This window comes from Bacteroides sp. UBA939 (assembly GCF_002293435.1).
Classification (GTDB): Bacteria; Bacteroidota; Bacteroidia; order Bacteroidales; family Bacteroidaceae; genus Bacteroides.
Genome location: NZ_DBDF01000081.1, coordinates 36,160 through 57,146 on the forward strand (window position 1 = coordinate 36,160; position 20,987 = coordinate 57,146).

Annotated in this window: 27 protein-coding genes and 1 tRNA gene; 17 read left to right on the plus strand and 11 right to left on the minus strand. The window is 40.4% G+C overall.

Features of this window, described 5'->3' with window-relative positions; translation table 11 throughout:
• Nucleotides 1-7: 7 nt before the first annotated feature.
• Genes B2Z67_RS05680 through B2Z67_RS05715 form a run of 8 tightly spaced genes read left to right on the plus strand, consistent with a single transcriptional unit; the run spans nucleotide 8 to nucleotide 8,574 of the window.
• Nucleotides 8-277 (plus strand): hypothetical protein, encoded by a 270-nt coding sequence (locus B2Z67_RS05680; RefSeq protein WP_291528849.1) that lies wholly within the window; start codon nucleotides 8-10, stop codon nucleotides 275-277.
• Entirely contained in the window at nucleotides 274-498 is a 225-nt protein-coding gene (locus B2Z67_RS05685) for a hypothetical protein (RefSeq protein ID WP_291528850.1), read from the plus strand. The genes B2Z67_RS05680 and B2Z67_RS05685 overlap by 4 nt, the downstream gene beginning before the upstream one ends.
• Nucleotides 491-1,138 carry a DUF6291 domain-containing protein gene (locus B2Z67_RS05690; RefSeq protein ID WP_291528851.1) on the plus strand — a complete coding sequence of 216 codons (648 nt, stop codon included), beginning with the start codon at nucleotides 491-493 and terminating at the stop codon, nucleotides 1,136-1,138. The genes B2Z67_RS05685 and B2Z67_RS05690 overlap by 8 nt, the downstream gene beginning before the upstream one ends.
• Nucleotides 1,104-2,516, plus strand: a complete 1,413-nt coding sequence (gene dnaB, locus B2Z67_RS05695) for a replicative DNA helicase (protein WP_291528852.1) — start codon at nucleotides 1,104-1,106, stop codon at nucleotides 2,514-2,516. The genes B2Z67_RS05690 and dnaB overlap by 35 nt, the downstream gene beginning before the upstream one ends.
• Before the next feature lie 54 nt (nucleotides 2,517-2,570).
• Nucleotides 2,571-2,903: a RusA family crossover junction endodeoxyribonuclease gene (locus tag B2Z67_RS05700; protein WP_291528884.1), complete on the plus strand. Its 333-nt coding sequence runs from the start codon at nucleotides 2,571-2,573 to the stop codon at nucleotides 2,901-2,903.
• A gap of 16 nt (nucleotides 2,904-2,919) precedes the next feature.
• Nucleotides 2,920-3,294, plus strand: coding sequence for a hypothetical protein (locus tag B2Z67_RS05705; protein ID WP_291528853.1), 375 nt, complete (start codon nucleotides 2,920-2,922; stop codon nucleotides 3,292-3,294).
• A 12-nt stretch (nucleotides 3,295-3,306) separates the two neighbouring features.
• Nucleotides 3,307-8,214 carry a tape measure protein gene (locus tag B2Z67_RS05710; protein WP_291528854.1) on the plus strand — a complete coding sequence of 1,636 codons (4,908 nt, stop codon included), beginning with the start codon at nucleotides 3,307-3,309 and terminating at the stop codon, nucleotides 8,212-8,214.
• A 3-nt stretch (nucleotides 8,215-8,217) separates the two neighbouring features.
• Entirely contained in the window at nucleotides 8,218-8,574 is a 357-nt protein-coding gene (locus tag B2Z67_RS05715) for a hypothetical protein (RefSeq protein WP_291528855.1), read from the plus strand.
• 273 nt (nucleotides 8,575-8,847) lie between these two features.
• Here B2Z67_RS05715 and B2Z67_RS05720 read toward each other — a convergent pair whose 3' ends face one another.
• The 4 genes from B2Z67_RS05720 to B2Z67_RS05735 form a co-directional block, all read right to left on the minus strand.
• Nucleotides 8,848-9,696, minus strand: coding sequence for a hypothetical protein (locus B2Z67_RS05720; RefSeq protein WP_291528856.1), 849 nt, complete (start codon nucleotides 9,694-9,696; stop codon nucleotides 8,848-8,850).
• A complete protein-coding gene (locus B2Z67_RS05725; protein WP_291528857.1) occupies nucleotides 9,693-10,244 on the minus strand; it encodes a hypothetical protein in 552 nt (183 codons plus the stop codon). The genes B2Z67_RS05720 and B2Z67_RS05725 overlap by 4 nt, the downstream gene beginning before the upstream one ends.
• A 104-nt stretch (nucleotides 10,245-10,348) precedes the next feature.
• Nucleotides 10,349-10,900, minus strand: coding sequence for a protein adenylyltransferase Fic (fic, locus tag B2Z67_RS05730; RefSeq protein WP_291528858.1), 552 nt, complete (start codon nucleotides 10,898-10,900; stop codon nucleotides 10,349-10,351).
• A 2-nt stretch (nucleotides 10,901-10,902) separates the two neighbouring features.
• Entirely contained in the window at nucleotides 10,903-11,157 is a 255-nt protein-coding gene (locus B2Z67_RS05735) for a helix-turn-helix domain-containing protein (protein WP_032585193.1), read from the minus strand.
• Nucleotides 11,158-11,325: 168 nt separating this feature from the next.
• On the opposite strand from B2Z67_RS05735, the gene B2Z67_RS05740 reads away from it, so the two are divergent.
• The 7 genes from B2Z67_RS05740 to B2Z67_RS05770 all read left to right on the plus strand — a co-directional run bounded on the left by B2Z67_RS05740 (nucleotide 11,326) and on the right by B2Z67_RS05770 (nucleotide 13,264).
• Nucleotides 11,326-11,490, plus strand: coding sequence for a 1-aminocyclopropane-1-carboxylate synthase (locus B2Z67_RS05740; protein ID WP_291528859.1), 165 nt, complete (start codon nucleotides 11,326-11,328; stop codon nucleotides 11,488-11,490).
• A gap of 19 nt (nucleotides 11,491-11,509) precedes the next feature.
• Nucleotides 11,510-11,833, plus strand: coding sequence for an SH3 beta-barrel fold-containing protein (locus tag B2Z67_RS05745; protein ID WP_291528860.1), 324 nt, complete (start codon nucleotides 11,510-11,512; stop codon nucleotides 11,831-11,833).
• Nucleotides 11,834-11,893: 60 nt separating this feature from the next.
• On the plus strand, nucleotides 11,894-12,175 hold the full coding sequence (locus tag B2Z67_RS05750; protein ID WP_291528861.1) for a hypothetical protein: 282 nt from the start codon (nucleotides 11,894-11,896) through the stop codon (nucleotides 12,173-12,175).
• 5 nt (nucleotides 12,176-12,180) lie between these two features.
• The gene (locus B2Z67_RS05755; RefSeq protein ID WP_291528862.1) at nucleotides 12,181-12,318 is read left to right on the plus strand and encodes a hypothetical protein; all 138 of its coding nucleotides are present in this window, start codon (nucleotides 12,181-12,183) and stop codon (nucleotides 12,316-12,318) included.
• On the plus strand, nucleotides 12,311-12,586 hold the full coding sequence (locus tag B2Z67_RS05760; RefSeq protein ID WP_291528863.1) for a hypothetical protein: 276 nt from the start codon (nucleotides 12,311-12,313) through the stop codon (nucleotides 12,584-12,586). The genes B2Z67_RS05755 and B2Z67_RS05760 overlap by 8 nt, the downstream gene beginning before the upstream one ends.
• Nucleotides 12,587-12,589: 3 nt before the next feature.
• Nucleotides 12,590-12,799, plus strand: a complete 210-nt coding sequence (locus B2Z67_RS05765) for a hypothetical protein (protein ID WP_291528864.1) — start codon at nucleotides 12,590-12,592, stop codon at nucleotides 12,797-12,799.
• 66 nt (nucleotides 12,800-12,865) lie between these two features.
• Entirely contained in the window at nucleotides 12,866-13,264 is a 399-nt protein-coding gene (locus B2Z67_RS05770; RefSeq protein ID WP_291528865.1) for a hypothetical protein, read from the plus strand.
• 486 nt (nucleotides 13,265-13,750) lie between these two features.
• On the opposite strand, the gene B2Z67_RS05775 is transcribed toward B2Z67_RS05770, so the two are convergent.
• The 7 genes from B2Z67_RS05775 to prmC form a co-directional block, all read right to left on the minus strand.
• Nucleotides 13,751-13,834: transfer RNA gene (locus B2Z67_RS05775), tRNA-Leu, on the minus strand.
• Between the two features lie 138 nt (nucleotides 13,835-13,972).
• Nucleotides 13,973-14,431, minus strand: a complete 459-nt coding sequence (locus B2Z67_RS05780; protein WP_291528866.1) for a hypothetical protein — start codon at nucleotides 14,429-14,431, stop codon at nucleotides 13,973-13,975.
• A gap of 19 nt (nucleotides 14,432-14,450) precedes the next feature.
• Entirely contained in the window at nucleotides 14,451-15,785 is a 1,335-nt protein-coding gene (gene argH / locus B2Z67_RS05785; RefSeq protein WP_291528867.1) for an argininosuccinate lyase, read from the minus strand.
• A 24-nt stretch (nucleotides 15,786-15,809) separates the two neighbouring features.
• Nucleotides 15,810-16,220: an SRPBCC family protein gene (locus B2Z67_RS05790; RefSeq protein ID WP_291528868.1), complete on the minus strand. Its 411-nt coding sequence runs from the start codon at nucleotides 16,218-16,220 to the stop codon at nucleotides 15,810-15,812.
• A gap of 95 nt (nucleotides 16,221-16,315) precedes the next feature.
• Nucleotides 16,316-16,954, minus strand: coding sequence for an orotate phosphoribosyltransferase (gene pyrE / locus B2Z67_RS05795; protein WP_291528869.1), 639 nt, complete (start codon nucleotides 16,952-16,954; stop codon nucleotides 16,316-16,318).
• Nucleotides 16,955-17,036: 82 nt separating this feature from the next.
• Entirely contained in the window at nucleotides 17,037-17,516 is a 480-nt protein-coding gene (locus tag B2Z67_RS05800) for a regulatory protein RecX (RefSeq protein ID WP_291528870.1), read from the minus strand.
• Nucleotides 17,513-18,349 (minus strand): peptide chain release factor N(5)-glutamine methyltransferase, encoded by an 837-nt coding sequence (gene prmC / locus B2Z67_RS05805; protein WP_291528871.1) that lies wholly within the window; start codon nucleotides 18,347-18,349, stop codon nucleotides 17,513-17,515. Before prmC ends, B2Z67_RS05800 begins: the two co-directional genes overlap by 4 nt.
• Before the next feature lie 53 nt (nucleotides 18,350-18,402).
• Here prmC and ribD point away from each other — a divergent pair, with 53 nt between their 5' ends.
• Nucleotides 18,403-19,503 carry a bifunctional diaminohydroxyphosphoribosylaminopyrimidine deaminase/5-amino-6-(5-phosphoribosylamino)uracil reductase RibD gene (gene ribD, locus B2Z67_RS05810; protein ID WP_291528872.1) on the plus strand — a complete coding sequence of 367 codons (1,101 nt, stop codon included), beginning with the start codon at nucleotides 18,403-18,405 and terminating at the stop codon, nucleotides 19,501-19,503.
• A gap of 81 nt (nucleotides 19,504-19,584) precedes the next feature.
• On the plus strand, nucleotides 19,585-20,934 hold the full coding sequence (locus B2Z67_RS05815; RefSeq protein ID WP_291528873.1) for a DUF6242 domain-containing protein: 1,350 nt from the start codon (nucleotides 19,585-19,587) through the stop codon (nucleotides 20,932-20,934).
• Nucleotides 20,935-20,987 lie beyond the last annotated feature (53 nt).

Genomic DNA, 20,987 nt, shown 5'->3' on the forward strand with positions numbered 1-20,987 from the left:
TACCCTTATGACTAAGCAAAAGAACAACTCCAAATTTCTTAGGAACGATTACATTGGCAAATGTACTGATCCCTCACGACTTATCCAATCAGTCAGAAAGTTATTTTCATCCGGTGGCAAGTTTACCGCTAAAGAACTCAACTCTTTGGCTGGGACGAATGATGCCCGAAAGATTATCTCTGTTCTTCGCAATAAAGAAGGCTGGAAGATAGAGGACTGCCAGTTGTCCGATGGGCGCAAGCTCTATTGGTTAGCAGGGAAAGGAGGTGAAGAATGAACGATGCAGACTATAAGCTTTATCAGGAAATCATGAATGCTCTTTCATATAGAAGCTTTGTAAAAGTAAATACAGCAGTTGCTAATTATGTCTTTTCATTAAAAGAACCGAACATAAGAGGTAGCCGGAAAGATACTTTTGAAAAATTGCGCCCAATATTAAATAGATGGAGAGATGAGTTTCGGAGACTGAAAAAAGAAATGGAGGAGGAAAATGGATAAGAATAGTATTCTATTGTACGCATCCGACTATGAGGCTATCAAGGATTTATCTTTAGAAGATAAAGGGATGCTATTCGATGCTATTTTTGAATATTCATCAACTGGGAGCGTTAATGAATTACCGCCTATCGTTCTTTTAGCCTTCAAGTTTTTTCGGATACACATAGACGAAAACAATAAAAAGTGGAATGAAATCAAAGCCAAACGGAAAGAGGCTGGAAGTAAAGGAGGGGGAGCAAAAGCTAAGCAAAATGTAGCAAACGTAGCAAATGCTAAAAGTGCTAAGCAAAATGTAGCAAACGTAGCTGTTAATGTAAATGATAATGTAAATGATAATATCTCTCTCTATCGAGAGAGTATGAGAGAGGGAAATTTCAATTCTCAATCAATAAAACAGCAGCTATTATCTGACGAGAGTTGGAAAGAATCTGCTTGTATGCAATCTACATTAGGGGTATCTTTCATGTCGATGTTTCCCGAACAGATAGACAAGTTCATCGCCTATATTGTCTCAATCGGAGAAGAGCAAACGATATCCAACCTGTCTGACGCTAAAAGGAGGTTTACCTATTGGTGGCAAAATCACGGAAGAAAGGAGGTACAAAGTGAAAACAAGCAAGAATATATCATCCCCGATTAAAGGTATGCCTAATGCGCCGGAAGCGGAACAAGCCCTCATAGGAGCACTTCTTGGATTCGGTGGAGGAAAAGTGTTTGATGCTATATCACCGGACGTGAACAAGGAAATGTTCTACGACAGCCGGTATTCCGGAATTTACGAGGCTGTACAGAACCTCATAGCCAAAAATAAACCTTGTGACATCGTTTCGGTAACGTCTGAAATACGTTCTCTGGGAAAGATAGAGGAAATACCTCCTCACTTCATAGCCGACACATCGAGCCACGGATATGATTCATCCCATGCTGTAGAACATGCCCTCATGGTAAAGCAAAAATATCTCCAGCGAAAAGCTATCGAGTTATCGCATATTCTCCAGCAACAGGCTTACGATGACACGGAAGATATCGGCGACGTTCTTTTCAAGGCCGGGAATGGGTTAGAGCAATTACAGCAAGACCTGATCGGGAAAGATGAGGCTCAATCGTTCAAAGATATCGCCGTGTCGGCTATGAAGGGCATAGAAAGGAAAATGGGGTTATTCGCAAGCGGTAAGCAAACCGGAATAACGACAGGATTGCAGGATTTGAATAATCGTACTTCCGGATGGCGTGGCGGGGAATTGGTAGTATTGGCAGCTCGTCCGGCAATGGGAAAAACGGCTATCTCCCTCCACTTCACCAAGTCAGCGGCAAAACAAGGGATACCGGTAGTTGTGTTCTCCCTTGAAATGGATTCTAACAGTCTGTTTGAGCGCCTGATTGCTTCTGAATCCAACGTTCACCCCAATAAGCTAAAGTCCGGTGATATCAACCAGGAAGAACTGCAAGACATTTATCATGCGGCCGGAAACACCCTGTATAATCTACCTATCTCGATAGATGATAATGCCTCCATAAACATGGGATATATTCGCTCTATATGTCGTCTACTGCATAGACAGGGTAAATGTGGAATGGTGATAATTGACTACCTGCAGCTTATTGCAGAGAGTTCAAACGGGCAACGGAACCGTGAGCAAGAAATATCCCGCATGAGTAGAGAGACAAAAATCATCGCTAAAGAACTGAATGTTCCCGTTATATTGCTATCTCAACTAAATCGGGAAGTCGACAAACGCCAGGATAAAAAGCCGATTCTTGCCGATCTCCGTGAAAGTGGGGCCATTGAACAAGACGCAGATATGGTTATTTTCGTTCACAGGCCGGAATATTACGGCATCAGCCTTAAAGACTCGTCAGGACATGAGATTGAGAACTACGGTGAACTAATCATCGCCAAGCATCGAAACGGTGAAGTAGGGATGGTTAAATTCAAGCATAACGGCACATTAACGAAAATATTCGATTATGATATGAGAGGCTATGTAGATGTTGTACCTGATAATAACCCCTTTTAACGCATGGAAACAGAAACTATATACGGTCAAGTGATTGCCAAGGCCAACAGCTACATGGCAGTGCCAGGAAAGAACGGTACCAAACGGATCATCAAAGACGAAAAGATACGGGCTTATGAAAAGTCTTTCATTCAGCAATGCAAAACGTATCGAAATAAGTGCATTTCAAGCCGTTTCCGGCTATTTGTTCGTGTCTGGCATAGTTCGCCTCGTTTCGACTTGGATAATAGCCTAAAAACGCTCTTAGACTGTCTCCAGTCGGTTAACGCAATTACAGATGATAATCTATGCTTTCAGATTGAGGCGGAGAAGCACATAGACAAGTATCACCCCCGAATTGAATTCGCAATACTGGAGGTGAATGAACAGAAAAATATTTTTCAATAATCAAAAATTAAAAATCATGAAGAATAACATTTTAAGTTTATCTGATGGTGTGATAGGTAGTATATTCAGAGAACTATATTCAGAATATGAAAAGAATCTGCGGAACATGTTCAACGATTCCACTACGGAAATATCAATAACACCCCGACAAGTAGTAGAAGTACTACACCGTCGTGGATTGAGTGAATATGCCACTCAGATTTATATCGCTTTCTATGGTTTCTATTTAGGCTTTCAGCATAAATCTTCCAAGGAAGTGTATAGTGAAGTCAACGGATTGATTGCAGCTTACCGGATGGCTGATGAACTTGGAACTGATGTATCAGAGATTAATCCACAGAAGGCATTGGAATATTATCAGAATTGTAATTGTAAGGAGTTTAGCAAATAGGAGGTAGATAATATGGCTAAGCTTGTATTTCGTGTAGCCGCTGACTGGGAAGAGGTTATACGGTTAAGAAATGAAATATCGAAGTTGAAACAAGAGTTAAAGGGGATGGATAGTTCTCAATCTCCCGCTACTTTCAAGACTCTTAGTAACCAGTTAAAGGCGTCCACTCAAAAGATGGATGATCTTGTGTCAAAAGCTGCACAAGCCGGAGCAGTGATGGAAAATGACTTTAGGAAAGGGATATACACCGCTTCGCAGTCAGTAAATGGGTTCACGGAAAAGATTATTGCTCAAAAGGCTGTAGTCAAAGATGTAGAAGCTGACGTAAGAAGGCTCGGAGAGTCCTATCGTGTTTCTTTAAGAAGAAATCCAATGTCTTCCGCTGGGAAGCTTGATGAATGGGTAGCAGCAAAAAAAGCTCTTGACGAAGAAAAGGCTACTTTGTTCGGATTAACCCAACAACAGGCAGAAGCCCGTCTTTCCGTGAAGAAGCTTCGTGATGAATATGCTTTGTTTAAGGATGAAAGTAAGGATAGCAAAGAATCCATCGGGGATATAGCTGGAGAAATGAAAGCTTGGATTGCCGGCATAGCTGGTGGCATAGGCGTAAAGGAGTTCATCAGTCAGATGATAAAGGTACGTGGAGAGTTCCAAGCTGCCGACACCGCTATTCAAACTCTGTTAGGAAGTAAAGAGAAAGCCGATGCACTCATGGAAAAAGTCCGTGAGTATGCAAAGATTTCACCACTGGAATTCTCGGATGTGACACAAGCTACACAGATGATGCTTGGTTTCAATATCGAAGCGGAAAAAGTCCCACGATATCTTTCTGCCATCGGTGATGTGTCTATGGGAGATAGTCAGAAATTCAATTCTCTAACACTTGCTTTTTCTCAAATGTCTTCTGCCGGTAAGTTGGTGGGGCAAGATTTTAACCAGATGATTAACGCCGGGTTCAACCCGTTGCAGGTTATATCGGAGAAGACTGGAAAATCATTTGCTACGCTTAAAGAAGAGATGTCCAAAGGGGCTATTTCCGCTGAAATGGTGCAACAGGCTTTCATTGATGCTACGAACGCAGGAGGTAAGTTTTACCAGATGTCAGAGAATGCATCCAAGACTATAAACGGGCAACTCTCTATGATGCAAGACGCTATGGATGCTGCATTCAATGAGCTGGGTGAGAAGTCAGAAGGAATGATTATGTCCGGGATACAGGTAACAACATCTTTGATTCAAAATTACGAAACGATAGGCAAGGTGTTAGCTGGGTTAATTGTTACTTATGGGGCATATAGAGCGGCTTTAATTTTAAATATTACTTTAACAAGGGGATGGGCGGTTGCGGCTCGTGCTGATGCAGTAGCAAAAGGAATACAAACCATTGCAACAAAAGCGCAAACGGCGGCTCAATTAGCATTAAATGCAGCGATGAAGGCTAATCCTTTTGTTTTGTTAGCGACAGTGGCAATAGGTGCAGCATCTGCAATGTGGGCAATGTATGATAGCACTACGGCTGCTGAAAAAGCTACTAAAAAATTTAATGAAGAACAAGAACGATTTAACAAAACCATTGACGAGCGTAAACAAAAGATTGATGAACTTATCCGCATCATTCAAGATGAAACGGAAACAGTTTACGCTCAAATTAAAGCGTATAAGGAATTACAGAAGTTGTCTCCTGCATTAACGGAAGCATATTCACAACAAGAATTAGCTACGCTTGCTACTGCTGATTCCCAGAAAATATTGAATAAAGAAACAGAACAGCTTAACTATGAACATACTATAGAACAAATTGCTAAGTATAAAAAATTAGTTGAGAATTTGAGTGGAGTTAATGACTGGAATGATGTTGATTTATTTACGAGGAAAGAACACCCTACAGGATCAATTAATGATGCATTGAAACAAGATATGGATAGCCTGGAAAAATGGCAAAATGCCCTGAATGAATACAATCGTCTAAAAAAAGAAGCAGAAGAGAATGCCAAACCGGTTGAAGTTAAGCTATTAGAGGCTCAGACAGACCTAAATCAGATACAGAAAGAGTTTGATAGAGCCAAGAAAAAGCTTGATGAAGAACATGCTAAATTGAAAGATAATCCATTCTATGTTATCCCCTTCCATATCCAAATAGAAGTCGATAACCTCGATAGTAAACTCAAAAAAGCGAAAGATTTTATTGCTACATTATTAGGAACTAAGTCTGAGTCAAAAGCTGAAACCAAAGATTATGATTATTGGGATAAACAGAAAAAAGAAGCGGATAAAGCTCTGAAAGATATTGATTCTACCCAAAAGAAGTTAATGGATGCCGGCAAGTTCAATGGCATAGATACTAGTGTGGTAGAAAGCTATAAGAAGAACAGCAAGCTGTTAAAAGAGGCAGAAAAGGAGCTGGGTGTTTATGACTCATCATCCAAACAAAAGAACCAAGCAGCCAGTGAAACCAAAAAACTCCGCAAACAACAAGAACAAATAGCAGAAGAACATCTCTCCCTCCGCCGCAAGAACCAGCAGGATGAAATCAACCTAATGGAAGAAGGTTCTGAAAAGAAGCTCGCCCAGATAGAGTTAGACTATCAGAAAGAGATTGACGCCATCAAGAAGCTGGAAGAAGATTGGAGTAAGGCTAATGGTGGAAAGCTAACGGATAAACAATCGGAGACTATATCTAATGCACACAACAATGCGGAATCCGAACGGATGAAAGGCATTGCTGATATTGGCAAAAAGGAAGAGGAGCATTTGAAGGAACTGTTAGAAAAGTACCGTGATTTTGATGCCCAAAGAACAGCAATCGAAGAACAAGGCAATGCTGATATTGCAGCCTTACAATCAAAGCGAACGGATGCCAACGCAAAAGAAATAGATCGGGCCATTGAAGTTGCCAAGAAGAAAATCAAAGAAGGTATTCAGCAGGTGAACGACACACAAGCTACAGAAGAAACAAAAGATAATAGTTTCATAAAAAAACTGTTTGGTGATGTATCTGAAATGGCTTTTGATGATTTGCAAGAACTTATTGTACAGGCAAAACAACTCCGTGAATACCTTTCCGACAATGGAGATTCTAAAGGGATAACCTTTATCTCTCCCGAGCAACTGAAAGCCATTGAGAAAAGCCCGGCGGAACTGGAGAAACTAAAGAAAGCACTTGATGGACTACTGAAAGGTAACAAGTCAAATACATGGGATGATATCATGGAAGGCTTCACCAAGGGCTTTGCAAAATTGAAATCCACCAAAGGGTTCAAGGAAGTTTCCGAAGGCTTGCAAGATATTGGGCAGGCCGCTTCTGATGCTTCATCCATGCTTTCCGGAGTTGCCGGTAGTCTTGCATCTATGTTTGAAGAGATGGGGGATACCGGGGCGGCTGATGCAATGACAGGCGTACAGGATGCTATGAACTCAATCTCTAATATCGGGCAGGGTTTCGCCAAAGGTGGTATTGTTGGAGGTATTGCCGCCGCAGTAGGAGAAGCTGCCAACTTCATAGGCAAGGCTTTTGCTGCCAATGCACGGCATAAAGCTGCTTTGAAAGAGATAATGAATGAAACCATGGCACAACAAAGAGAGTACAACTTGCTTCTCATGCAACAGAATTTAGAGTATGAGAAAGCCACTACAATCTTTGGAACAGATGCATACGGCAAGGCTGCTAACGCCGTAACGGTTATGAAAGATGCCATAGCAGACCTGAATGTAGAATTACAGGGAACGTCCGATCAAAAGAAGAGTCAGTCTAAGGATGCTCTCTTTAGAAAGTTCTTTGGTGTTGTCAATCCACAAGAAGAACTCAAGAAAGCTTATGCCGGACTTGCCGATATTGAGATAAAGACCGGGCACAAGAAAACCGGGCTATTCGGCTGGGGAAAAGGAAAGGATATCTACTCTTCCATTCTTGACGTGTATCCTGAACTAATAGATGCTAACGGAAAGTTTGATAAGAGCCTGGCGGAAACAATCCTCAACACCCGTACAATGTCCGATGAGAGTAAAGCAGCTTTGCAGAACATGATAGACTTGGCACAACAGGCGGAAGACGCATACAATCAACTCAATGACTATCTTACAGACATTTTCGGAGACCTTGGCAATACAATGAGTGATGCACTTGTCGACGCTTTCGAGAACGGAACTGACGCTGCACAAGCCTTTACTGATTCTGTTTCTGATATGCTTGAAACGTTGGCTAAGCAGATGATTTACTCTGTTACCATTGCCCCGTTATTGGAAAAGGCTCAAAAAGATATGATGGATACCATGCAGGATACCGGACTGACGGATGATCAGAAGTTCAGCAAATGGACGGGGATTCTTAACGGTCTCGTAGATGATGCAGTAGAGCAGCAGGGAGTAGCTAACCGCTTGTATGGTGACTTCCAGCAGATGGCCAAGGAGAAAGGCATTGATATATTCCAACCTGATGATTCATCTTCACAGAATGCAACCAAGGGAGGATTTCAGGTTATGTCACAAGATACCGGTAGCGAACTGAACGGTAGATTTGCTGCCTTGCAGATAGCAGGAGAAGAAATAAAGAACCAAGCAGTAAAGCAGGTTGATTTATTATCTTCCATCAATGAAAAGATGTCGACACTTTACACAGCGCCTGATGTAGAGGACACCGGGGCGGTAGTAAGTCCCACATTTTACGTTGATGAATTACGTGAAGTATTTGCTTCAGGGTTCACTCAACGTGATATTTTCTCCGAGCAGATAGTAGAGCAGCTTGTTTCTATGAAAGGGGAATTATCAGGCTTGAAAGGTATTGTTGATGACATGCGTGATCTTCAGGCAAACACAAATTTGAATTGTCAATTCATGGTTGATAACACGACTGTTCTTGCCAAGAATAGCCGTAATATGCTTGCAGATACAAATGAAATTAAACGAAACTCACAAAAATGGTAATATATGAGACTAACAGTTGTAGAACAAGATGGAGTCCGGGTTACCCAGGAACAACCTGATAATGTTGTTATTGAAATGAACGGTACTTCTATCACCTTGACAGAAGAGAATACAGAGTTACTTCGGGTTATGCTTTATGAAGCTTATCGTTCCAAACGATGGAAGTGCAGTCGTGCAGAGAAATCAGCAAGAAACAAGGCTCTTTGGGCGCTCGCTAAAGCACAAGGTAAAAGGAAACCGGATGTCCAGACAGAGGAAGCCTATAAACGGATGAAAGAGCAAGCAGCAGAAGAAATTTCTAATATTGAGATTATTATACCTGATTTTCAGGAGATGGGAATATCTGATTTTCTGAAATAATGAGTATATTTGATGTGTAATTTTAAAAACTTAGCTGAGTCAGAAAAAGAAATCAAACAACCCAGAGGGTACAGGTCAAAAGACCGACCTTTGAACAAGCCAGAAACAACTCATTCGGTCAAATGCTGAAAGGCATGGAAAAAGGAAGGTTGGCTCCTCGTGGAAGTGCGAACCGGTATGCACGTAACATTTCCGGCGATAAGTCCAAAAGCCTTGCTTCAGGATGATAAAAAATGCCCTACCTCGTAATATCCACGGAGTAGGGCGTAATTCTCATTTTACATCTGGATTGAAAAGGTATTCTTCACAACCTGCCTCTTTAATTAAATCAATCCATTTTTGGTCTTTAGTCCAATATTTATCTCCCTTTCTCACATAAGCTAGTATAAACAGATCGTTTAAATCATTTCTCCCCCAGACCGTTTCTCCTGTTTCTAATTTTTTATAGAATAAATCCATGACACAAATCAGTAATTCATAGTTTCTAAGAGGTAGTCTTCTTAAGTTGTATCTGTTGTTTGTCTCCTGTTTGGCAAGATAGTTTAAATAATCAATGATAATATGTAAAGAATATCTTTCCTTATGTTTTTGGTTATTCTTTATCTTAGACTTACAAACAGAAGCAAGTTCATCCATTGACACCTTAATATCCTTTAATCCTTGCTTGGTTGCTAAAATATATTGATAAAATTCATCTTCTTTATCCTTCGCAATTATCGCTCCTCTAGCAATACGTGAGGAAGCCTCCAACAAACTATAAATCTCTCTGATAGTATTAGGTTTGAACTTTCTTTTATTACATGACTTTATCAAATATCTTATAGGTTGCTCATAAATCATATTTTTTTGCGCTTCAAGTATTCTTCTACACGCATTCCGTACTCTCAGAGGGTTATTCTTTAGCACACCAGTATGACAAAGCTCCCACAAAGGGACATATGTGGGAGCCAACTTTTCTTTTAACTCTAAGAATAAAGCCTCATTATCCCCTAGATCGTACCAAATATTGGTATCTACAACTATTCTTGGTACAAAAGACGCTTTACGTTTGTTTTTTCTTCTTCGGCGCAATTCCTTTTTATGGCGTGCCCATTCTTTATGGTTTTCTCTGATTCGTTTCATTTTAAATGTTCCAAAATTTTGTATTCATCATCAATATATAGTTTCTTAAATAAATCACGATAAACACTTGTTTTTTCCACTAAAAAATTGTTATGAGCAATATATTCACTTTTAAACAGGTCAAAAACAGCCTTCCCGCATATTACGGCTTCGACTTGTGCTTGTTGGGTCATAACTTCATAACAAGGAGAATGAGTTTTCTTATGTTTCCAATAAGAATGACACATTGCCTCTACCTGATAGTCTTCTATCCCAATATTGATAGCATCTAAAATGCTATCCAACATATTCATATCGCATCTACACCCTTCTGAGCAAGATACGACATACAAATAATTCCCTTTTCTGATACTATAAATCAAGGCGTCTTTTAATTCCATGAATAAAAACAACGCATCCTTACGGGAAAAAAGAATTCCCTTTGTTGTATCTAAATAGCTTTCTAAATCCTTCTTTTCTTGTTTAGTAAAAGTTTCTTGATAATTACATTCAGGATTAATAATATCTCCTACTGTAAATTCTCTATTATCTACTCTAAATAAATACATATCACATTCATTTTACGTTTATAAGACTATTTCTCCACATTCTATTCCATCCAGTAACCGAACTAAGTCCGATATATATTGATGTTACTTTAGCAACGTTTCGATTACTCAGGTTCATAACCTTCATAGTAATAAGATTGGGTAATGCCCTTGAATATTACTTCCCGGTCATTTATCCGGTCGGTAAGTGCCTGATTCAACAACGTACGCAGTTCTAAATCATTGATAGGGCTTCGCTCCATCGCTTGCAAATACAGGTGCTTGTCTACATTGCGCCAATCAACAACCTTTGCCAGATTCTTCTTTAATATCATATCCAACCAAATGCGCATAGTTCTACCGTTTCCTTCCATAAAAGGATGCGCTATGTTCATTTCGACGTACTTCGCTACTATTTCATCGAATGTTGTTTCGGGCATCTTTTCTATTACTGGCAGCATAACATCAAGATACATACAATTAGCAAATCGGAAATTCCCTTTTGCTATATTCAAAGTACGTATCTTTCCGGCAAAGATATACAGTCCGTCAAACAGATATCGGTGTATATCACATAGTCCCTTTATTGTTCCTACTTCGATACTGTCTATATCTCCCGTCTCAAACAAGGCATGAGCTTTTACAAGGCTTAGTTTATCTATTTCGTTTGTATTCATACTCACTCAGCTTTTAATGTTATTGACTTACCACAATGAGGGCAGGTAAGGGAAACGGTATCGCTCTTTGGTCGCTCGAATAGTTCTGTTACCGGACAGCCTATTGCATCGGCTATTCTCAAAAGAATTTCCGTAGATGGGTTACCGTTTACATGAGTGCTAAGAGTAAAACGGGAAATACCCATTTTTTCAGCTACTTCATTAATTGATGTGCCATGTTCTTTGATGGCTTCTTTAATTCTTAGTTGCTCAATCATACTTCATAGATTTTGTTTCTGCAAAGATACATTAATATTAAAGATGTGGTATTATCGTATCACTAATTAAAGTTAAAAGATATATGATAATTGCACTATTGTTTGTTTATGTGGTATGAAAATACCACCTTTGTAGCATCAAAGTTAAACCAATAGATATTAAGCCTTATGACAAAAGAAGAATTAAACCAGATGTGCAGAGAATACCAACAAGTATTATCAATGAATGAAGAAGAAGTATTCGCTATGTACGAAGAGAGCAAATCAGAGTGTATCGCTTCTTTTGAGGCTGAGATTGACTTTTGGGAAAACCATTTAGGATATAAGTACTAACAATTAATACATAAAGAGTATGAGCACAACTTTTAAGAATCAAATGAGTGAGTTAATGAAACAAGCCTGGATGCTTGTTAAGGTGTATGGCTTTTCTATGGCTGAGGCTATGAAGCAAAGCTGGAAAGCTATGAAACTAAAGGCGGCCTTAAAGAAAGGCATCGTGAAGTTCTTCTATCAGAAGCTAAACGGTGAAATCCGTACTGCGTGGGGTACATTGAAAGAAGGCCTGATTCCTGAAACAAAGGACACAGGGCGAAAAAAGAATGAAAGCCTCATCACTTACTATGATAACGAGAAAGCCTCTTACAGGTCGTTTAAAGTAGCTAATTTAATCGGATAATTAATCCGGCGGGATACGTGAAAGTCTCTTTCATCGTATCCCTGCCACAAAAACAGTAAGATGATGTTAGAGATTAACGAACAGTTGGCGGCAATGATAATAACCGCAACGAACTTATATTCACAAGTAAAAGAGCACATCAAAGCTAAAGGGTATAAGGATGACGAGTTTCCCGGCAACGTATTGGAGGATATGAGTGATAAGGTCTGTAAAATGATAACCGACTTAGGGGATGTTGTCGGACGTGACATTATCAATCAAGCCTTGGATGAAGAAGAAAAGAGAAGTAATAGCCCTTATCCTAAAGGGTATGTATCTGAGGATGCAAGTAAATGCCTTTAGAAGAAATGAAACTTTATATTGTCATGCTGGTAGTGGGTATCATCCTGCTACTGGCTACTAACAGTGAATTTTGTTTGAGTAATATAATCGGGCTGGTAATGGTGTATACTGCCGGCCGTAAACTGAACATGTTTTATGAATAGAGAATTGAAATTAAATGATGATTGCGCTAATAATGTAGAAAGTGTTAAGATAAGCGAGAAAACTAAAGCATTGCTGCTTTACCGTGCCCGTCTTAGTGATATTTATGAGAACGTTGTAAAGGTGGTATATCACCGTTATAGCACAGACATGGATGAAACATTTCCCGGATTTTGGGATGTCTATAACAAATTCGATGTAGAACTGATGAAAGTTATAAGTCACTTTATTGAAGTCACATCTGTAGAAAGTAATTATAAGGAGATTTAAGCCATGCAGACAGTAGAATTAAAGCTGATAGTAGAAACATTATCAAAGTGCGGAAACGATTTCGCAGATCAATACGAAGTATTCAAAGAACATGCAGGGATGAAGCTACAAGATGAGTATGATAAGTTCTTTTGCGGGCTGTCTGACTGTTTTGAAGTGTTAGGCGTTATCATTGGTACTGCCGAAGTAGCGAGTATCAGAAAGAGAGTTTAAACAGTGTGCCCGGTACCAACAATACCGGGCTTATTTCATATATTTACGGACTAATACATAGTAATTATGAATAAAGAAGAAACACTTTACCTGCCTATCAAACAGGTCTATTTTGATGAGATTATTGCCGGCACAAAGAAAGTTGAATACAGAGAAATTAAAGAGGGTATTACTGCAAACCGCTATTTGTTGAAAGATGAAAAGGGTAAATACATACTCAATCCCGAAATTACAGAACCGGATAAAGACTATTTCATTGATGACTACAATAACGGTAACTTCCCATTCATGCCGAGGAGGTACAAGTTTCTGGCATTGGCAGTCGGATATGCAAAAGAACGTGATACTGCCATAGTAGAAGTCGTCGGGTATTCTTTTGAACCTCACTTGATCCGTTGTAACCTATATGCGTTCTGGACGATAGTCTATCATTTGGGCAAAGTTATCGAGGTACATAGAAAGTGACTCTTCTGTTTAAAGCGTTATTAAATCAATTAAATCAGGTGTTCATGTGTGCATGTGCGCCTGCATACGCAAAAGGGAAAATGTAACGTAGCATTCTATACGCATACAACCGCAAAGATACCCGAATTATCCGAGGCCTACACGTGCGTACACACACGTGCGCAAAGAGAACTAAAGAATCTGATTCGTTAAAACACGTGTGCGTGGAATTGAGAAATCAAGCGATAAACAAGCGTAACTGAAACGTCGCTTTCATCTGTAGAAACTCTCCCCAGCAGAAACTGGATAGTGTAAATGTACTATTGAGTGGAAGAATAGCCGAGGCGGCGTTCCGTAGCGTAGCCCCTACCTATTGGAAGGTTTTTCCTCAGTCATAACACGCGTGAAGAATGGGTTAATTTCAATTTTTGCCCGTAATATGCCCGTAATAAAAACATAAAATCCCTGTAAGCTTTTAATTTACAGGGATTTACAAAGGATGCATTGTACTCGAAGCGGGACTTGAACCCGCACAGCCGCAATGGCCAAAGGATTTTAAGTCCTTCGTGTCTACCATTCCACCATTCGAGCATCCTGTAGAGGAGAGCGGAAAACGAGACTCGAANNTACCAACTGAGCTATTTCCGCAGGTTTTTTTGGAGAACGGGTGCAAAGATAAGGAGTTTCTCCGTTACAGCCAAGTTTTTTACAAGGAAAAGTTGAACTTTATCAGTTGCTAACCTGCAAAGTGTTATCGGAAACAACTGTAACCTTGTAAATCCTCAAAGACTCTTTCCCTTTGCCATCATTGCGACTTCCATTAGCACTAAGCCCAAAGGTCGCATGACATTTAGGACATTGGGCAGTACCAAAACCGTCTTCCTGAACTTCTACCGAAACATGGCGACTGGCTTCTACCGGACAAGCGGCATCATAAGCAATATATTCACCACCCGCTGAAAAAACGGATTGACCGATTAATAATCCGGCATAACCAACCGGTAGTCCATTGATATTTTTATCTACTTTCAGAAATTGACCAGGAGTCTTAATCTTATAATAACGTGCCTGAGAAAGATCGCATGAAAAGTAGAAAGATACAGAAGGAATGTTCGATTCATAAGAATCTTCACAACCGGAGACGCAGAGCCAGCCAATCATCCCCATAATAATAGAACATTTCCGCATACTACCACGTATTACTTATCTATCGTCCGAGCAAATTCTTTTCGGCAATTTCCATCCCCTGAAAGTTAAATCCGTCCACAACTTGTTGCATCAGTATGGAGATTTCATCATTGCAGAGATTACCTATACTTCCTTCGTGCGTGTGATGCACTTCTTTGTTATGCGAAAATTGCCCTTTTTCAATATCCAGTCCCACTTTTTTATATGCATCACGGAAAGGCATGCCTTCACGTACCAGACGATTTACTTCTTCTACACTGAAAATAAGCAGGTATTTGTTGTCGTCAAGGATATGCTCATTCACTTTGATTTCATTCATGATATAAGTAGTCATATCCAGACAATCTTTCAGTTCCTGAAAGGCGGGCAGGAAGACTTCCTTAATAATCTGCAAGTCGCGGAAATAGCCGGACGGCAGGTTATTGGCAATCATCATGATTTGCTGTGGCAGAGATTGCAGCTTGTTACATTTAGCACGTGTCAGTTCAAACACATCAGGGTTCTTCTTATGAGGCATGATGCTTGAACCGGTAGTGCAATCGTCCGGTAACTTAACGAAACTGAAGTTTTGACTATTGAACATGCAAGCGTCAAATGCCAGCTTGGATATGGTGCCAGCAATGCTTGCCAGAGCAAAAGCAACGTTACGTTCCATTTTGCCACGTCCCATTTGTGCGTAGACTACATTATAGTTTAAGGAGTCAAAACCCAATAACTCGGTCGTCATCGTACGATTCAACGGAAATGAAGAGCCGTATCCGGCAGCCGATCCTAACGGATTGCGGTTACACATCTTGAATGCCGCCTGCAAGAAAAGCATATCGTCGACGAGGCTTTCGGCATACGCCCCAAACCATAAACCGAAAGAAGAGGGCATAGCTATCTGTAAATGGGTATAGCCCGGTATTAGTACATGTTTATAACGTTCACTTTGGCATACCAACACATGAAACAGTTGCTCTACTGCTTCGGCAATTTCTCTTATCTGCGTACGCGTGAAGAGTTTTAAATCAAGCAATACCTGGTCATTGCGGGAACGGCCGCTATGTATTTTTTTTCCTATATCACCTAATTTGCGGGTCAGCATCAACTCTACTTGAGAGTGTACATCTTCCACTCCTTCTTCTATCGCAAATTCGCCTTTTTCAGCCGTCGCATAGATGTTTTTTAGTTCATTAAGCAGCAAAACCAGTTCTTCTTTCGTCAACAGCCCGATACTTTCAAGCATTGTTATGTGGGCCATAGAACCCAGTACGTCATGCTTTGCCAGATAAAGGTCCATTTCACGGTCACGTCCCACCGTAAAACGCTCTATATCTTTATTCACTTGGACGGATTTCTCCCAAAGTTTCATTTATTTAGTGATTAGTGATTAATGTTAATATGGTATAATTGATAACATATCCGCCATCTTCTCCAGTCCTTCCTGCAAAGGTTTCTGTACCATAGCTTTCATAAAAGGATTTAATTCCATACCGATGGTTAACTTCATCTTACATTCGTTTTCGGTTACCGGTACTAATTGTATCCACAAGTTAAATGGCAACGGTGAAGTGGTGGTAGCGAATTTAATGCTTTTGCAAGGTTCTTTCTCTACAATATTCAACGTTATCTTACCCACCGGGGCAACCTCTACCGTCAGACTCTCCGAATCAAAACTCAAGTTCTTCACTTTATCCTCCGGTAAGCTTTCTTTGAACTTCTCCAGATTATTCAAGTCGGAAAGTTTCTCATAAACGGCTTCCTGAGGGGCAGATATGGTCTTTACGCTACTTTCAAATTTAGTCATATTTTAAATCCTATTTAAAAGACAAAAAGAACTATCCGGACAGAATTATCCGAATGGCCCTTTCATCCTATTTTTATCTACAGAAAAAACAACTATTATTTTCCTGCATCCCAATGTGCAGGATCTTTACGCCACTCGTTCAGAGTCTTTATGTCGTCTTCTTCAATATATCCCGTACGAAGCGCAACATCCAAAACCGCCTCATAGTTTGTTAATGTCACCAAAGGTACTTTTGCGTCCTTGAATGCTTTTTCCGCAACCGGAAATCCATAAGTATAAGCAGCTACCATACCGATAACTTCGCATCCGTCGCGACGAATAGCTTCTACCGCTTTCAGACTGCTTCCGCCTGTGGAAATCAAATCTTCAACAACTACAACTTTCATACCCGGACGAAGTTCGCCTTCAATCAGGTTTTCCAATCCGTGGTCTTTCGGAGTGGCACGTACATACACGAATGGCAGGTTCAGCGCATCGGCAACCAATGCTCCTTGTGGTATCGCTCCTGTAGCTACACCGGCAATAGCATCAACCTGCCCGAAACGTTCTGATATTAAACGGGTGATTTCAATCTTGACAAAATTACGCAAAGAAGGATAGGAGAGGGTTTTACGATTGTCGCAATAAAAAGGAGATTTCCAGCCTGAAGCCCATGTAAACGGGTTTGCCGGTTGTAGTTTAATCGCTTTTATCTTCAGCAATTTCTCTGCGAACAGTTTTTCTAAAGTTCTCATAACTAAATTAGCTATTTTATAGTAAATATGGCACAAAAATACGGAAACAGAATGAGAATAAAAAAAAGAATTACGGAATTTTTCAGTCAAAGAAGTCTTTTTCGTCGGAAAGTTGTACACACTGGCGGATATCTTTCATTTCGAAACCACGGCTCAAGGCGAAACGTATCAATTTAACGTTTAGTTCATATTCGTTTTCCGCATGGATGCTTTTCCGTTTTGTATTTAATAAGCCTGTTAAGATAGAAAGGTATTCTTCATCGTCAATTTCATTTAGAAAGTGTCGACATACATTATAAGGAATTTTCTTGAGTTGAAGCGCTTGGGCAATCTTGACCTTTCCCCATTTGGCAAAACGATACTTATCATTGACAAAAGCACGGCAAAAGCGTTCTTCATCAATATACTTCTCTACTTCAAGATGCGTTAAAATACGGTTGACAGCATCATAAGGCAATCCCCAACGTTGTAGCTTTTCGGATATTTCAGAACGGCAATGTTCTGCCAGAGAACAATATGCCGCAACTCTACTTAAGGCTTCCGCCTCTGTTATATTTGTCATTTTACAGCAATTACAAATCGATTGTTATGTGAAATGTCTTTTTGGAGACGAATATCCCGGTATTTCAATTCATGTAACAGGGATACAATATCTTCTCCAAAAGCACGGTTAATCTCAAAATAAAGTTTTCCGCCGGATACCAACATCTCAGTTCCTAATGCGGCTATACAACGGTAAAAACGCAAAGGGTCTGTATCAGGAACAAATAACGCCAAAGAAGGTTCCCAATCCAATACATTTCTTTCCATATCTTGTCTTTCAGCCTCCTTTATATAAGGAGGATTGCTTACAATTACATCATAATGCTCTGTTGCATCGGGAATATAAGTTAAGACATCACGTTGCTCAAAACGGACGGATGCCTGTAAGGCTACGCTATTAGCAATTGCTACGGAGAGCGCACTGTCGGATACATCCCAGGCGGTTACCTGCGCTTCGGATAATTCTTTTGCCAGAGTAACGGCAATACAACCGCTACCGGTGCCAATGTCCAAAATAGAGGGGGCGGAAGAAAGTTCCCCCAGCATAAGTTCCACCAATTCTTCTGTTTCCGGACGGGGGATAAGTACTTCGGGTGTTACACGAAAAGTTCTTCCCAGGAAATGGGCAGTCCCCATGATATATTGTATTGGCTCAAAATTGCATAAGCGGTCAAGAATGCTCTTTAATTCTTGTTCTTCATTTAATGATAAAGTTATATCTTTGCCCAGATAATAATCCACAGACTGTTGCCCCAATACCTCACAGCAGATGAGCCTGGACAAATTACCGGCTTCCTGCGGAGGGTAGCAACCTTGCAATTGTTGACGGATATAAGAAGCGGAAATATTCATAATGGACTTTTTGGAGTGCAAAAATAAGAATTATCCGAGAATAAGGAAATAGTATGGAAGAAGAAAAATACATGTGGCGCTGTATACAGTTAGCGCAGAACGGACTTTGCAGTGTGGCTCCCAACCCGATGGTTGGAGCGGTCATTGTATGTGATGGCAAAATTATCGGCGAAGGGTATCATGTGCGTTACGGAGAAGCCCATGCTGAAGTTAACGCTATCCGTTCCGTAAAAGATGCATCGCTGCTGAAACGTTCTACGATTTACGTCACTTTGGAACCGTGTTCTCATTATGGAAAGACACCGCCATGTGCTGACCTGATTATTGAAAAACAGATTCCCCGTATTGTGATTGGTTGCCGGGACCCTTTTCCCGAAGTGGCAGGAAGGGGTATACAGAAGCTTAAAGATGTAGGCAGGGACGTTTCAGTTGGAATTCTGGAAGAGGAATGCCGGTGTCTGATCAGACGTTTTGTTACCTTCCACACTTTTCACCGGCCTTATATAACCTTAAAATGGGCAGAATCCGCGGATGGATTCATTGACTTGTGTCGCAACAGTGGAAGCCCTGTCATGCTTTCCACACCACTGACATCTATGTTGGTTCACAAAAAACGGTCGGAACACGCCGCAATTCTTGTAGGTACACACACGGCGGAACTGGATAACCCTTCCCTGACTGTGCGCAACTGGTACGGCGCTTCTCCGGTACGCATCGTGTTAGACCGGAAACAACGCCTGCTTCCTACCCTGCACTTGTTTGACGGAAACGTACCGACCTTTGTTTTTACAGCACAACCTCACGCAGGACTTCCTAATGTGGAATACCTCCGGATAGATTTTCAGCAGGATATATTACCGCAAATAATGCAGATTTTGTATGAGCGTGGCTTGCAATCGCTTTTAGTAGAAGGGGGGAGTACTCTGTTGCAATCATTCATTGATTCCGATTTATGGGATGAAGTGTTTATTGAAAAAAGCCCGGTATTGTTGGCTTCCGGTGTTAAAGCACCTAAAATGAGCGATAAAATTAGTTATGTCGGCGAACGGTCTTTCGGAAGGAGTTTTCTGCATTACAGAGCAACGAAACAGTGTGAATTGCTTCATATTGATGCTTCTTTATCTGAAAAAACGGGTGGATTATCTATAATTTAATATAAAACTTCCCTGTAATGCTGATTATAGAGAAAAATGTTCCTATTTTTGCAACTTGTAAATAAACACTATTTTTAGAAAATGAGAATAAAGTTTTTATCCGTGATCATGGGTATTCTTCTTGTGTCAGTTGCCGTTAGTTCGTGCCTTGACTCAGATAATAATTATGAATACAGCTCTGATGCAACGATACGTTCTTTTGTCCTTGACACAATTTATGGCAAAGATTACAAGTTTACGATTGACCAACTAAGAAACTACATCTATAATGTCGACTCTCTTCCTGTTGGTGCTGATAGTATTATAGACCGCATATTGATTAAGACAATTGAACACTCCGGATTAGCAATAACTTCCGGTTTGAACGATACAATATTCAATATGGCGGATTCTGTAAACCTGAGTGAACCCATCCAACTGAAAGTGCATGCGCTTGATGGCATTACCATTCGTATTTATACAATCCAGGTAAATGTTCACAAGCAGGATCCGGATTCTCTAATCTGGCATGAGATGGAATCATTACCCGTGTCTCCTGTCACCGGAAAGCCAAGATCTGTCATTCTGAACGAAGATTTATATGTCTATACATCTCCGACAACAGCTTACCGTAGCTCTATATCAAATCCGTCGGTACTTCAATGGGATCATGTTACTGTTAACGGACTTCCCGCTGACGCCAAACTAACTTCCCTTATTAACTTCGATAACCAATTATATCTCACTACAGAGAGTGGAAAGGCATTGTATTCTGCCAATGGAACTGACTGGCAGGAAATGGACATGCAGGGAATGCAAATGGTTACATTCGTTGCAGGTATTCCTGAAGACAATGTAACGGGAAGTCCCAAAGCGCTTGCAGGCATTTTTGTCAAAGAGGGTAATAACCATTTCTGCACAAAAAGTATTGAAGGAACGGAATGGGTAAAAGGAGAAGAACCTATTCCTGCCAATTTCCCAATAGAAGATATATATTCCACGGTTTTCACTAATGCAAATGGAATTGAACAGGTTGTAGTAGTGGGTAATACGCCTGAAGCAAGCGATGTAACAGCTCCTTGGTTCACAATGGATGGACTAAGTTGGGTTGACATGAGCGAAGGTGCAGCGATTCCTTGTCCGGGTATGCGTAATCCGTCAATTATGTATTATGGAGACATGTTCTATGTGATGGGAGGTGAGTTTGATACTATCTACTCCTCTATCGTAGGTCTTGCATGGTATAAATCAGAAGGGAAGTTCCGTTATCCAATAGTAAAAGTAGTGGAGAATGGTGAAAATGATACGGAGATTATCAAAGAAGAGAATGTGTTTGAAGGTAAGGGAGACTATTCTCTGACCATTGATAACGAACACTATATTCGGATTGTATGGAACACCGGTGAAGTATGGTGTGCCCGTCTGAATAAGCTGGGATTCGAAAGGCAATAATAAAATAGTCAATTTCCCGTTTCCTTATATAATATAAGGAGTAACAAGAAAAC

What these genes read in the sequence shown, in the direction of transcription:
- ribD (WP_291528872.1), top strand. Translation starts at nt 18,403, where the DNA reads ATGGAAGAAGAAAAATACATGTGGCGCTGTATACAGTTAGCGCAGAAC.
- B2Z67_RS05760 (WP_291528863.1), top strand. Translation starts at nt 12,311, where the DNA reads ATGAATAGAGAATTGAAATTAAATGATGATTGCGCTAATAATGTAGAA.
- B2Z67_RS05780 (WP_291528866.1), bottom strand. Translation starts at nt 14,431, where the DNA reads ATGCGGAAATGTTCTATTATTATGGGGATGATTGGCTGGCTCTGCGTC.
- pyrE (WP_291528869.1), bottom strand. Translation starts at nt 16,954, where the DNA reads ATGAGAACTTTAGAAAAACTGTTCGCAGAGAAATTGCTGAAGATAAAA.
- B2Z67_RS05750 (WP_291528861.1), top strand. Translation starts at nt 11,894, where the DNA reads ATGATGTTAGAGATTAACGAACAGTTGGCGGCAATGATAATAACCGCA.
- B2Z67_RS05710 (WP_291528854.1), top strand. Translation starts at nt 3,307, where the DNA reads ATGGCTAAGCTTGTATTTCGTGTAGCCGCTGACTGGGAAGAGGTTATA.
- B2Z67_RS05770 (WP_291528865.1), top strand. Translation starts at nt 12,866, where the DNA reads ATGAATAAAGAAGAAACACTTTACCTGCCTATCAAACAGGTCTATTTT.
- B2Z67_RS05755 (WP_291528862.1), top strand. Translation starts at nt 12,181, where the DNA reads ATGAAACTTTATATTGTCATGCTGGTAGTGGGTATCATCCTGCTACTG.
- B2Z67_RS05685 (WP_291528850.1), top strand. Translation starts at nt 274, where the DNA reads ATGAACGATGCAGACTATAAGCTTTATCAGGAAATCATGAATGCTCTT.
- prmC (WP_291528871.1), bottom strand. Translation starts at nt 18,349, where the DNA reads ATGAATATTTCCGCTTCTTATATCCGTCAACAATTGCAAGGTTGCTAC.
- B2Z67_RS05745 (WP_291528860.1), top strand. Translation starts at nt 11,510, where the DNA reads ATGAGCACAACTTTTAAGAATCAAATGAGTGAGTTAATGAAACAAGCC.
- B2Z67_RS05700 (WP_291528884.1), top strand. Translation starts at nt 2,571, where the DNA reads ATGGCAGTGCCAGGAAAGAACGGTACCAAACGGATCATCAAAGACGAA.
- B2Z67_RS05705 (WP_291528853.1), top strand. Translation starts at nt 2,920, where the DNA reads ATGAAGAATAACATTTTAAGTTTATCTGATGGTGTGATAGGTAGTATA.
- B2Z67_RS05720 (WP_291528856.1), bottom strand. Translation starts at nt 9,696, where the DNA reads ATGAAACGAATCAGAGAAAACCATAAAGAATGGGCACGCCATAAAAAG.
- B2Z67_RS05715 (WP_291528855.1), top strand. Translation starts at nt 8,218, where the DNA reads ATGAGACTAACAGTTGTAGAACAAGATGGAGTCCGGGTTACCCAGGAA.
- B2Z67_RS05765 (WP_291528864.1), top strand. Translation starts at nt 12,590, where the DNA reads ATGCAGACAGTAGAATTAAAGCTGATAGTAGAAACATTATCAAAGTGC.
- B2Z67_RS05815 (WP_291528873.1), top strand. Translation starts at nt 19,585, where the DNA reads ATGAGAATAAAGTTTTTATCCGTGATCATGGGTATTCTTCTTGTGTCA.
- B2Z67_RS05690 (WP_291528851.1), top strand. Translation starts at nt 491, where the DNA reads ATGGATAAGAATAGTATTCTATTGTACGCATCCGACTATGAGGCTATC.
- B2Z67_RS05680 (WP_291528849.1), top strand. Translation starts at nt 8, where the DNA reads ATGACTAAGCAAAAGAACAACTCCAAATTTCTTAGGAACGATTACATT.
- B2Z67_RS05800 (WP_291528870.1), bottom strand. Translation starts at nt 17,516, where the DNA reads ATGACAAATATAACAGAGGCGGAAGCCTTAAGTAGAGTTGCGGCATAT.
- B2Z67_RS05740 (WP_291528859.1), top strand. Translation starts at nt 11,326, where the DNA reads ATGACAAAAGAAGAATTAAACCAGATGTGCAGAGAATACCAACAAGTA.
- argH (WP_291528867.1), bottom strand. Translation starts at nt 15,785, where the DNA reads ATGAAACTTTGGGAGAAATCCGTCCAAGTGAATAAAGATATAGAGCGT.
- B2Z67_RS05725 (WP_291528857.1), bottom strand. Translation starts at nt 10,244, where the DNA reads ATGTATTTATTTAGAGTAGATAATAGAGAATTTACAGTAGGAGATATT.
- B2Z67_RS05790 (WP_291528868.1), bottom strand. Translation starts at nt 16,220, where the DNA reads ATGACTAAATTTGAAAGTAGCGTAAAGACCATATCTGCCCCTCAGGAA.
- fic (WP_291528858.1), bottom strand. Translation starts at nt 10,900, where the DNA reads ATGAATACAAACGAAATAGATAAACTAAGCCTTGTAAAAGCTCATGCC.
- B2Z67_RS05735 (WP_032585193.1), bottom strand. Translation starts at nt 11,157, where the DNA reads ATGATTGAGCAACTAAGAATTAAAGAAGCCATCAAAGAACATGGCACA.